The following is a 12,249-nucleotide window of genomic DNA, read 5'->3' as shown; positions in this document are numbered from 1 at the left end:
ATGCTTGATAAAAACAGTTGAAAATGCTTGGGGGGCAAAATTATAGTCTTTTACTTTGGAGCGGAATGAACGTTCATTCCGCTTTAATATGATTGATAATAAGACAGTTGATAAGAAAAGTGCCATTCTAGAGTCTACACTTGACCTCTTGTGTGAGCACGGATTTCATGGTACTCCAATCTCAATGATTGCACAGCATGCTGGAGTGGGAGCGGGTACTATTTATCGCTATTTCGAAAATAAGGAGCAGTTGATTAATGAGCTGTTCACATCAATCAAAAGGCGAGTGATAAAAGCCATGCTTGACGGCTATAGAGAAGAAGGTTCTTACAAAGAGCGCTTCAAGCATCTGTGGAGAAACCTGATTAGCTATTGTATAGCGCACCCAAAGGAATTTCAGTTTGTAGAGCAATACAGGTATGCACCTTTTATGAGTAATGTAACAAGGGAAGAGAGCTTTATCATTTTAGCTCCGATTATGTCATTCTTCATAGAGTCCAAGCGTGCTGGAGAAATGAAGGATTTACCGCTCTATACGATTGTCTCATTGCTTTATGGGCCTATCGTTTCTCTATCCAAACTACATATAGACCATAACCAATCTTTAACAGAAGAACGCATTGAACAAGCGGCCGAAGCTTGTTGGGATGCAGTTAGAAATCATTAGAAATGAGTATGCAAAGTGTAATAATTAGTGGGGTGGGGAGTTGCATTCCATCGAGAGTGGTTCCAAATGAGCATTTTCTCGATACTGAATTCTACCAGGAAAATGGAGAGCGATTTACAGACCCGAATGATGTAATCATTCGAAAGTTCGAGAAGATTACAGGGATTAGGGAAAGACGCTATGCCAAGCCTGGCCAGAAGGCTTCAGATCTCGGGTCCATTGCGGCAAAGAAAGCTTTGGAAAACAGCAATGTGAATGCTGAGGACCTAGACTACATCATCTTCGCACATAACTTCGGAGACATGCAGAAGGACAATAATCGTATTGATATGATGCCGAGCCTTGCTGCAAGAGTGAAAGGTCAGTTGGGGATTGCCAATCCTGCCACTACTTGCTATGATATCATTTTCGGATGCCCAGGTTGGGTACAGGGTGCAATCCAAGCTACCCAGATGATTAGGTGTGGTGATGCTAAACATGTGATGGTGATTGGAGGCGAGACACTGAGCCAAACTGTCGATCCGCATGACCGTGATTCAATGATCTTTTCCGATGGGGCAGGAGCAACTATTTTCTCTGCTTCGGATGCAGAAAAGGGAGGTTATGTTGCGCAGTGCTCAAGAACGGATGCAAGCGAAGAGTTGTGTTACCTAGCTATGGGCCCCTCCAATAATGAGTCACTTAATGATCATGGTGGTAGCTATATTAAAATGAAGGGTCGTAAGATTTACGAGTATGCTCTAACCAATGTGGCCGATGCTATCAAGTGTGCCATTGAACGTGCCGGCCTTGGTCTAGAAGATATTGATAAGGTACTTATCCACCAGGCCAATGAAAAAATGGATGAGGCAATACTTCACAAGCTGTTCAAGCTTTATGGAGTAATGGGGGACTCAGAAAAATTGATGCCAATGACCATTCAGACTTTGGGGAACAGCTCGGTCGCCACCATACCAACCATGTTAGACCTGATACTCAAAGGAGAGTTAGAGGGTCATGAATTGAACTCAGGAGATAATATCATTTTTGCCTCTGTAGGTGCAGGAATGCATATTAATGCTATGGTTTACCAGATGCCCTAATCAGTTTTTCTTTTAAAAACTTGTCAAGTCGTGTAAATTCGATTTATTTGTTATACAAAAGTTTATTAAATAAGAAAATTATGAAAAAGGTCTTACTCATATTACTCATGGTTACAATTGTCCAATTGGTCTGGGCACAAAACACTGATGAAAAGAAAGCCGTAGAACGTGCTGCCTTGGATTACCTCGAGGGGTTTTACGAAGGGGATACTTCTAAGTTGAAAAGGGCTATTGCGCCAAACCTCCTGAAGTTCGGGTATTTTAAGGGACGAAATTCTACCACCTATGCTTCTGAAGGGCAAATGACCTACAAAGAGGCTGTGGACTATGCACTAGGAGTAAAAGCTAAGGGGCGTACTCGTGAGGTTCCTCCTGGCAGCGTAGAAATCTACGAAGTGGCTGAACATATTGCCTCGGCAAAAGTGAAAGCTTGGTGGGGCTTTGACTATCTATTACTCGCCAAGCATGACGGAAAATGGATGATTGAGCATGTGCTTTGGCAGGGTCCTGGTGAAAGGAAGAGGGGAAATTAGTCTTTCACCTCTTCATAATCCACGTAATCGCCACCCTTGAAGTTATCGGCAGATTTTTCTGTCTTCTTCTTTGGTGCGTATTCAACACTAACGTTTCCATCTTTAGGCTGAGCAGTTTGTGTCCTCTGCCGATTTCCTGAATACTGTTGTTGTTGTGCCTGTTTATAAAGATTACCCAAGAAGAATCTTGAGACACCTTTGAATAGCCACCCTATAACTACTATGAATAATATGAACTTGAGTAAAATACCCATCTATCGACTTAAGTATAAATTTCTTTTCGAATAAATTTCAAGGAAATAATCGTCAAGCAAGTCATCAATAAAGTAGATGGCTTCACCAGTAGATTTCATTTCAGGCCCTAACTCCTTATTCACATTCGGGAATTTATGGAATGAGAAGACTGGTTCCTTGATGGCATAACCCTTCTTAACGGGTTTGAAATCAAAATCAGTCACCTTTTTCTCACCCAACATCACCTTTGTGGCATAGTTCACATAAGGCTCCTGATAAGCTTTTCCTATAAATGGAACGGTTCTAGATGCTCTTGGGTTCGCTTCGATGATATAAACTTGATCATCTTTCACCGCAAACTGAATATTGATGAGTCCTTTTGTCTCTAAAGCCAGGGCAATTTTCTTAGTATGCTCCTCGATTTGTCGCATTACGATATCGCCTAAACTGTATGGGGGAAGGAGTGCATAAGAATCACCTGAATGTATACCAGCAGGTTCGATATGTTCCATAATTCCGATGATGTATACATTTTCACCATCACAGATCGCATCTGCTTCTGCTTCTTTAGCACCTTCTAAGAAGTGATCAAGCAGTACTCTGTTACCTGGAATATCTTTCAGGATGTTGACCACGTGTTCTTCAAGCTCTTGCTCGTTGATCACGATTTTCATGCCCTGGCCACCTAGTACATAAGAAGGTCTCACTAGCAGTGGAAAACCGATTTCCTTTGATAATTCAAGAGCTTCATCGGCATCCTCAATAACACCAAACTTTGGATAAGGAATATCGTTTTCTGCAAGAAGGGTAGAAAACCTTCCTCTGTCTTCTGCAAGGTCAAGTGCTTTGTAACTCGTACCGATAATCTTGATACCATAGCGATCAAGTTTTTCGGCAAGTTTTAGGGCTGTTTGCCCCCCAAGTTGAACGATAACACCTTCGGGTTTCTCATGAAGGATAATATCATAAATATGTTCCCAGAAAACTGGCTCAAAATAAAGCTTGTCTGCGGTATCAAAGTCCGTAGAAACAGTCTCGGGATTACAGTTGATCATTATGGTCTCATACCCACACTCTTTAGCGGCATATAACCCATGAACACAACAGTAGTCAAACTCTATACCCTGACCAATCCTGTTTGGTCCTGATCCTAATACAATGATTTTCTTTTTGTCACTTACAATAGACTCGTTTTCAGAGTCAAAGCTTGAGTAGTAATAAGGTGTTTGTGCCTCAAATTCAGCTGCACAAGTATCCACCATTTTATAAACCCGCTTGATACCAAGTTCATGTCTTTTGTTGAAAACTTTACTTTCAAGACAGTCTAAAAGATGAGCGATTTGTCTATCCGCATAGCCTTTCTCTTTGGCCATTCTGAGTAGACTCTCAGGAATAGTGTCTAGCGTATGCTGCCCTATTTCTTTTTCTAGCGCTATCAACTCTTCAATCTGCTGTAAGAACCATTTGTCAATTTTGGTCTTCTTTTGAATGGTCTTGAATGGAATGCCTAGTTTAAAGGCATCGTATATATGGAAGAGTCTATTCCAACTCGGATTCTCAAGACTGTGCAGTAAAGTGGCCTGATCTTTTACTTCTTTGCCATCAGCACCTAATCCATTTCGTTTAATCTCAAGTGATTGACATGCCTTTTGAAGAGCCTCCTGGAAGTTTCTGCCAATTCCCATAGCCTCGCCTACAGACTTCATTTGTAGACCTAGTTTTCTTTCCGCACCTTTGAACTTGTCAAAGTTCCAACGAGGGATTTTAACAATTACATAGTCTAAAGCCGGTTCGAAAAACGCCGATGTTGTCTTCGTAATTTGGTTCTTTAATTCATCTAGGTTGTAACCGATGGCCAGTTTAGCAGCAATCTTAGCAATCGGGTAACCTGTCGCTTTTGAAGCCAGTGCAGATGACCTAGATACACGCGGATTAATTTCAATACCAATAATTTCCTCGTTTTCAGGGCCTACAGAGAACTGAACGTTACACCCTCCAGCGAATTGGCCGATTGCATTCATCATGTGAATGGCCATGTCTCGCATTCTCTGATAGGTAGTATCAGATAGCGTCATTGCCGGTGCAACAGTAATGGAGTCACCGGTATGAACACCCATTGGATCAAAGTTCTCAATCGAACAGATAATGATGACGTTGCCAATATTATCTCTTAAGAGTTCCAGTTCGTATTCCTTCCAGCCAAGGATACTTTGTTCAACCAATACCTCGTGGATCGGAGAGGCATTTAAGCCTCTAGTAAGCGCTTCGTCAAACTCCTCTTGAGTATTGACAAATCCACCACCATAACCTCCCAATGTATAGGAAGGTCGGATGACGAGTGGAAATCCAATTTCTTGGGCAATCTCTTTTCCTTTTAGGAATGATGTGGCCGTTTCTCCTTTACAGACACCCACACCAATCTCCTTCATCTTCAACCGGAATTTCTCTCGATCTTCCGTGGTTTCAATCGCATTAATGTCGACACCAATGATGCGCACATTGTACTTTTCCCAAATGCCGGCAGTGTCGCAGTCAATGGCTAAGTTTAGCGCGGTTTGACCCCCCATTGTAGGTAAAACGGCATCAATCTGATGTTTTTCTAGAATCTCAATGATTGATTTTTTGGTGAGCGGCTTTAGATAGATGTTATCTGCCATCACCGGATCCGTCATAATGGTGGCGGGGTTGGAGTTAATAAGGGTCACTTCAATGCCCTCTTCTCGGAGTGATCTGGCTGCTTGAGATCCAGAATAATCAAACTCACAGGCTTGTCCAATAATGATTGGCCCACTACCTATGATCAGGATGGATTTAATGCTATTGTCTTTTGGCATGTTTTAAGTAAAGAACGACTGGTTGACTTAGGTACAAATTGGCACAAAGTTATGCCATAAACCGAATAATCAAAACGAGTTTATCATTAATCCCTGCAACATGTTTTTTTGACTGTTTTGAGGGGTGTTTGAAATCGATAATTGAAAAAATGACTAATTTGCCTAGACATACATTTACCTAGAAATTCAACCAAAATGAAAAACACTAATCTTATTAAGAGTGGACTTGCCTTGGTAGTAATGCTACTCTTTGTTGCAGGCTGTGCTGTTACAAATACTGCTGCAGATGGAAAGGCAGGTAAAAAAGGCAAAAAGATCGAGGCCTACGACCCCACTGGAACTTGGGAATATACCGTTGAAGCGCCTGATGGGGCAACGGGAGGTAAGCTGGTAATCGGGGGAGATCCTGGTACTTACACAGCTCAGTTAGAGACTGATCAATTCGGAACTATCGAACTTACAGAAGTTGATTTCCAGGGTACGGCTATGACAGGAAATATTGATGTCATGGGGAATACCGCTTCAGTTGAATGCGATTTCGATGGAGATACCTTTACTGGGGTAGTGTATGTCGGTGAAGACGCCTTGCCAATGGAAGGTATACGCGTAAGCAAATAGCTTTTAAGATATTCTAAACAAAAAAGGGAATTCGATCTTCGAATTCCCTTTTCTTTTGCTTTGTTCTTTTTAGGCGTTCAACGCTCGATTATCCGTAGCTGCTAAACATGCTTCTTTAAAAGCTTCTGAGTATGTTGGATGTGCATGAGACATGCGTGCAATATCCTCAGCTGAAGCCCTGAACTCCATAGCAACAACTGCTTCTGAAATCATATCCGCTGTACGGGCACCTATCATATGAACACCAAGTATTTCATCGGTTTCTTTGTCTGCCAATACTTTGACTAAGCCAGCAACATCCATAGATGCTTGTGCCCGTCCAAGAGCTCTGTAAGAGAATGAACCAGACTTATAGGCTCTGCCACTTTCTTTTAGTTGTTCTTCCGTCAAACCAACGGCCGAAACCTCAGGCCATGTATAAACTACACCTGGGATGAGGTTATAATTGATATGAGGCTTTTCACCGTTAATGACTTCGGCAACGAACACTCCTTCTTCTTCGGCTTTGTGGGCTAACATAGCGCCTTTAATTACATCACCAATGGCGTAGATGTTATCAGCCGAAGTCACTAAATGACTATCGACTTCGATTCTACCCCTGTCATCAGTTTTTATACCAACGTTTTCCAGTCCCAAACCTTCAGTGTATGGCTTTCTTCCAATTGAAACAAGGCAGTAGTCACCTTTTACTTCCACAAGCTCACCCTTCTTGTTTTCTGCTTTTACAGTTACTGTTTTCGCAGTTCCTTTTACTTCGGTAACCTTATGTCCTAAGTAGAAGTTGAAGCCTAACTTTTTAAGAGACTTTTTCAATTCTCGACCCATCGTTTTGTCCATAGATGGAATGATATCATCCATGAACTCCACCACCGAAACCTCTGCACCTAGACGTGCATAGACAGAACCTAATTCCATTCCAATTACTCCACCACCAATAACTATCATGTGCTTAGGAATTTCTTTGAGTTCCAATGCCTCTGTGGAGGTGATAACTCTCTTTTTGTCTATGTTGATGAATTGGAGAGAAGCTGGTTTAGAACCTGTTGCTATAATGGCTTTTTCAGTTTCCACTTTGGTGACTTTGCCTTCAGCATCAGTAACCTGAATGGTGTTTTTATCTACGAAAGAGCCCATGCCATGAAAAACATCGATCTTATTCTTCTTCATTAAGAAGTCGACTCCGCTTGTTACCTGACTCACAACGCCTGCCTTTCGGTCGATCATTTGTTTCAGGTTCACCTTTAAGTCTTTCAATTCAATACCATGCTCACCGAAAGTATGGGCTGCATTGTGGTAATGTTCTGAAGAGTCTAAAAGTGCTTTTGAAGGAATACAGCCTACGTTCAAACATGTACCGCCCAAAGTGTTATACTTCTCAATAATGGCAGTTTTCATACCTAGCTGGGCACATCGGATAGCTGCAATGTAGCCACCGGGTCCTGATCCTATTACTGTTACATCGTATTTCATTTTTGTATCGTTAGTACTTAGTACCAAGTAGCTAGTACTTAGACTAAGTGATTTTTTAATCCTTTTGTCATTAGGATTAACTGAGATATTTGATCACAGATTTCATCCTTAACTGTTTCTTCTATGAAGCCAACTTCAAACGAAATGATTATTTGTGTCTCTACTTCATGCATTGAACCAATTGCTATCCCTAAAAACTGATTAAACTCTTTATTAGAGTTCCTGCCAGCGCCTTCAGCAATGTTTGAAGCTATTGATACGGCTGCTCGATTAATTTGACTTTTCAAACCAAACTTCTCTTCAGAAGGGAAGCTTGATGTAATCAAGTAAATGCGTTTTGTTAGAGCTATGGACTTCTTCCAAACTTCTAATTCTTTGTATTTATGCATTAAGTCTTGTTCTCAGTACTTGGTACCCAATACTCGGTACTCAATACGATTTAAATTCCGAGTAGTAAACGTGTTGGGTCTTCAAGTAACTCTTTTACTCTTACTAGGAAGCTCACAGATTCACGACCATCAACTATTCTATGATCGTAAGACAAGGCCACATACATAATTGGCAAAATTTTCACTTCTCCATTTACAGCCATAGGTCGCTCAACAATGTTGTGCATTCCTAAGATGGCGGATTGAGGGGCATTGATGATTGGAGTTGACAGCATTGAGCCGAAAATCCCTCCATTGGTAACGGTGAAAGTACCACCAGTCATTTCATCAATTGTCAGCTTACCATCTCTGGCTTTCGTTGCCAGACGAACAATTTCCTTTTCGATTTGATCGAAGCTCATGGATTCAGCATTACGGATGACCGGAACCATCAATCCTTTAGGAGCCGATACTGCGATCGAAACATCAACAAAATCGCTATAAACAATCTCATTCTCTTCAATTCTGGCATTCACTGCGGGCCATTCTTTAGCGGCCATGGTGACAGCCTTAGTAAAGAAGGACATGAAGCCTAAACCTACCTCGTACTTTTCCTTGAACCTATCCTTGTATTTCTTACGAAGGTCCATGATCGGTTTCATATTCACCTCATTGAATGTGGTCAGCATGGCTGTCTCATTCTTCACGGATACCAACCTTCGAGATACAGTCTTTCTCAAGGATGTCATTCGTTCTCTCCGCTCATTTCTGCTGCCAGGGACAACAGGTGCTGGTGCAGGTGCAGCAGTCGGTTTGGTAGGAGTAGCTTGTGCTTTTTCGGCATCTTCCTTAGTGATACGTCCATCTTTACCCGTACCCTTTACCGTTGAGGCATCGATGCCTTTTTCAGCAAGTATCTTAGCTGCAGCAGGAGAAGCGTGGCCAGTTGCATAGGTATTATTGCCTGTCGCTTCGGTGGCTTCGACAGCCGTACTTTGCGCTGGTGCAGCCGCTGCAGGTGCTCCGCCTTCCATTACTTCGATCTTACAAATTAGGTCGCCTATCTCAATCGTAGCGTCTTCTTGCGCTACAATGCGTAGTATACCATTGGCTTCTGCAGGTAACTCGAATGTTGCTTTGTCTGAATCAACCTCGGCAATAACTTCGTCCAATTCAACAAAATCTCCATCGGCTTTCAACCAACTTGATATGGTGACTTCCGTAATGGATTCTCCAACGGTAGGCACAATCATTTCTTTTACTTCGCCAGTGGCTTTTGGGCCATCAGAAGCAGGAGCTGGCTTAGCTTCAGTAGTAGGTTCGTCTGCCTTTGGAGCACTGCCTGAACTAGCCTCGTCTATTTTACAAATGACATCACCTATTTCCAGTGTGTCACCCTCACTGGCAACGATATGTAGGGTGCCTGCTGCTTCCGCATTCAATTCGAAAGTAGCTTTATCTGACTCAAGCTCGCAGATCACTTCGTCCATTTCGACATGATCTCCTTCTTGCTTGAACCATTGTGCAATGGTTACTTCTGTGATTGACTCACCAACTGCAGGAACTTTGATTTCCAAACTCATGATTCTATTGATTTAAGCGAAAGCTTTGTTAATAATTTCTTCTTGTTCTTGAGCATGAACCTTAGCATATCCGGTGGCCGGTGATGCACTTGCCTTTCTCGAAATCAGGGTGAGGTTCTTCTCCTTATATGCTCGCTGGACAAAGCTCCAATAACCCATGTTCTCAGGTTCCTCTTGTAGCCATACGTATTCAGCGTTCTTATACTTGTCTAGTATTTTGTTCACCTGCGAAGCAGGGAAAGGTTGTAATTGCTCGATTCTAATGAGAGCAACATCCTTTCGTTTATCCTTTTCCTTTCGCTCTAGTAAGTCATAATAGACTTTTCCAGAACATAGAATTACTTTCTTTACTGACCTTGCGGTGACATTGTCATCTCCGATAACCTCTTGGAAACTACCAGAAGTGAATTCAGCTAGTGGAGATACTGCCTTAGGGTGTCTCAATAAAGACTTTGGTGACATGATCACTAATGGCTTTCTAAACTCCCAGGTCATTTGTCTTCGCATAGCGTGGAAGAAGTTAGAAGGGGTAGTAATATTGGCCACTGCCATATTATATTCTGCACTCAGTTGAAGGTACCTTTCAGGACGAGCATTTGAATGCTCAGGCCCTTGGCCTTCGTAGCCATGAGGCAATAGCAGCACCATGCCATTCATACGCTGCCACTTAGTTTCGGAGCAGGACACAAACTGGTCTATCATTACTTGGGCGCCATTGGCAAAATCCCCAAACTGTGCTTCCCAAATAGTAAGTGCATTGGGGTTAGCCATTGCATAACCAAATTCAAAACCCATCACTCCAAACTCTGATAGCAGAGAGTTATATATTTCGAATTTATTTTCAATACCCTCAATATGATCGAGGCTATTATGGGCATAATTGGTATTCATATCATGCAATACAGCATGTCTATGTGAGAATGTGCCTCTTTGAACATCTTGTCCTGTGAGCCTCACTTTCTTACCGTCTAAAAGCAAAGAACCATAAGCTAAAAGTTCTCCTCCGGCCCAGTTCAACAGTTTGTCCTTAAAGAACATGTCGTTTCGCTGCTTCAGTTGCTTTTCAATCTGCTTTAGTGGTTTAAAACCTTCTGGTACAGATGTAAGTGCCTTGGCAACTTTCTCTATACTGCCTTCAGAGATGCCTGTATTAGGAGATTTTTCAAAATCTTCAGGCTTGGACCTTCTTAAGTTTCTCCATTCTTCTTCTAAAGGTTGGTATACATATGGTAAAGGCTTTTGCTTAACCATATTCAATCTGTCCTGAAGAGTGGCTCTAAACTCCTTGTCCATGTTCTTGGCCAAAGCAGCTTCTACTTCACCTTTTTCAATGAGTTGTTTGTTATAGACCTCTCTTGGATTGGGGTGTTTAGAAATGACATTGTAAAGCGAAGGTTGAGTGAACTTAGGTTCATCGCTTTCATTATGGCCATGTCTTCTATAGCAGACCATATCTACGAAAATATCTCTTTGGAATTTTTGTCTGTACTCAACAGCAAACTGAACACAGAAGATTACTGCTTCAGGGTCATCTCCGTTTACATGTAAAACTGGTGCGTCAATAATTTTTGCTACATCAGTAGAGTAGATACTAGATCTAGCATCATCAAAGTCGGTAGTAAATCCTACTTGGTTATTAATCACAAAATGGATGGTGCCACCTGTATTATAGCCTTCAAGTTTGCTCATCTGAACAATCTCATACATGATACCCTGGCCTGCTACAGCAGCATCACCATGAACTAGTATTGGTAGAATTTTAGAACGATCTCTATTGTATTCTTCATCCCCCTTCGCTCGAACAAAACCCTGAACAACAGGATTCACAGCTTCCAGGTGAGATGGGTTTGGAGCAAGCTTGAGCTCGACCGTCTTACCATTTTGAGCTTTGATTTGACTAGAGTAACCTAGATGGTATTTTACATCACCATCCCCCATGGTAAGGTCTGGAGTCGCACCGCCTTCAAATTCATTAAAGATTTGCTCGTAAGTCTTACCCATAATATTGGCAAGAACATTAAGTCGACCTCTATGTGCCATACCAATCATCACTTCTTCCAGGCCAAGCTCGGCACCTTTATTAATGATTGCATCTAAGGCAGGAATCGTAGTTTCGCCACCCTCTAACGAAAACCTCTTCTGTCCGAGGTATTTAGTATGTAGAAAGTTTTCGAATACCACAGCTTCATTGAGCTTAGATAAAATGCGCTTTCTCTGCTCTGCAGAAGGATTGAAGCTCAAAGCTTCTTTTTCAATTTTTTCTCTGAGCCATTTGAGTTTCTCAGGGTCACGGACAGACATGTACTCGAAGCCAACGGTGCCTTCGTATATATACTTCAGCGTCTCGATGATCTTTCTAAGCGTGGCTTTTCCAATACCAATTTCTTCACCAGAGACAAACTCAGTATCCAGGTCAGCTTCCGAAAGATTGAAGTATTGTAGGTCAAGAATCGGTTTACGATCCTTTCTCTCTCTTACAGGGTTTGTTTTAGACCTGAGGTGGGCACGTGTACGATAGGCGTGAATAAGATTTCTTACTTGAACTTCTTTGGCGTTTCCTGATACTACAGCTGATGATCCTGTAGATCCCTGACCGTTGGGCAACATTGGAAATTGCTCTTGGGCGAACTCAAAGCCTTCGAAGAACTTCTTCCATCCTTCGTCAATGCTTTGTGGGTCTGCTTTATATTGCTGATAAAGCACTTCGAGTGCTTTTGGATCAGCGTTGCTTAGGTAAGTATAATTGTCCATGGCGTTATTATTCCTGACACTTAACAACAAAAGTACTGGAATGGTTTAGGCTTTAAAAACCGTTTATGCGGTTTTACGAATATATCATTTTTAAATACAAAGCTTTTTG

General features: G+C 41.9%; 10 protein-coding genes. 4 read left to right on the top strand and 6 right to left on the bottom strand.

Annotation, left to right across the window (positions count from 1 at the left end; translation table 11 throughout):
• Window positions 1-88 precede the first annotated feature (88 nt).
• From J4E76_RS13440 to J4E76_RS13430, 3 genes are all read left to right on the top strand, one after another.
• Window positions 89-667, top strand: a complete 579-nt coding sequence (locus J4E76_RS13440; RefSeq protein WP_208504965.1) for a TetR/AcrR family transcriptional regulator — start codon at window positions 89-91, stop codon at window positions 665-667.
• Between the two features lie 8 nt (window positions 668-675).
• Window positions 676-1,749: a 3-oxoacyl-ACP synthase III family protein gene (locus tag J4E76_RS13435; protein WP_370592805.1), complete on the top strand. Its 1,074-nt coding sequence runs from the start codon at window positions 676-678 to the stop codon at window positions 1,747-1,749.
• 80 nt (window positions 1,750-1,829) lie between these two features.
• On the top strand, window positions 1,830-2,282 hold the full coding sequence (locus J4E76_RS13430) for a nuclear transport factor 2 family protein (RefSeq protein WP_208504961.1): 453 nt from the start codon (window positions 1,830-1,832) through the stop codon (window positions 2,280-2,282).
• On the opposite strand, the gene J4E76_RS13425 is transcribed toward J4E76_RS13430, so the two are convergent.
• Both J4E76_RS13425 and carB read right to left on the bottom strand, forming a co-directional pair.
• Window positions 2,279-2,536 (bottom strand): DUF4834 family protein, encoded by a 258-nt coding sequence (locus J4E76_RS13425; protein WP_208504959.1) that lies wholly within the window; start codon window positions 2,534-2,536, stop codon window positions 2,279-2,281. The two genes, J4E76_RS13430 and J4E76_RS13425, sit on opposite strands and share 4 nt — an antisense overlap.
• Window positions 2,537-5,350 carry a carbamoyl-phosphate synthase large subunit gene (gene carB / locus J4E76_RS13420; RefSeq protein WP_208504956.1) on the bottom strand — a complete coding sequence of 938 codons (2,814 nt, stop codon included), beginning with the start codon at window positions 5,348-5,350 and terminating at the stop codon, window positions 2,537-2,539.
• 195 nt (window positions 5,351-5,545) lie between these two features.
• On the opposite strand from carB, the gene J4E76_RS13415 reads away from it, so the two are divergent.
• Window positions 5,546-5,968 carry a hypothetical protein gene (locus tag J4E76_RS13415; protein ID WP_208504954.1) on the top strand — a complete coding sequence of 141 codons (423 nt, stop codon included), beginning with the start codon at window positions 5,546-5,548 and terminating at the stop codon, window positions 5,966-5,968.
• A 69-nt stretch (window positions 5,969-6,037) separates the two neighbouring features.
• Here the strand turns inward: J4E76_RS13415 and lpdA are convergent, their stop codons facing one another.
• The 4 genes from lpdA to J4E76_RS13395 are packed head-to-tail and all read right to left on the bottom strand — an operon-like array spanning window position 6,038 to window position 12,140.
• Window positions 6,038-7,438, bottom strand: coding sequence for a dihydrolipoyl dehydrogenase (gene lpdA, locus J4E76_RS13410; protein WP_208504952.1), 1,401 nt, complete (start codon window positions 7,436-7,438; stop codon window positions 6,038-6,040).
• Window positions 7,439-7,476: 38 nt separating this feature from the next.
• Window positions 7,477-7,827: a four helix bundle protein gene (locus J4E76_RS13405; RefSeq protein WP_208504951.1), complete on the bottom strand. Its 351-nt coding sequence runs from the start codon at window positions 7,825-7,827 to the stop codon at window positions 7,477-7,479.
• Between the two features lie 50 nt (window positions 7,828-7,877).
• Window positions 7,878-9,389 (bottom strand): 2-oxoglutarate dehydrogenase complex dihydrolipoyllysine-residue succinyltransferase, encoded by a 1,512-nt coding sequence (odhB, locus tag J4E76_RS13400; RefSeq protein WP_208504950.1) that lies wholly within the window; start codon window positions 9,387-9,389, stop codon window positions 7,878-7,880.
• Window positions 9,390-9,401: 12 nt separating this feature from the next.
• Window positions 9,402-12,140 carry a 2-oxoglutarate dehydrogenase E1 component gene (locus J4E76_RS13395; RefSeq protein WP_208504949.1) on the bottom strand — a complete coding sequence of 913 codons (2,739 nt, stop codon included), beginning with the start codon at window positions 12,138-12,140 and terminating at the stop codon, window positions 9,402-9,404.
• Window positions 12,141-12,249: the final 109 nt, after the last annotated feature.

This window comes from Roseivirga sp. E12 (assembly GCF_017592825.1).
Classification (GTDB): domain Bacteria; phylum Bacteroidota; class Bacteroidia; order Cytophagales; family Cyclobacteriaceae; genus Roseivirga.
This window is presented reverse-complemented; position numbering and strand designations above follow the sequence as displayed.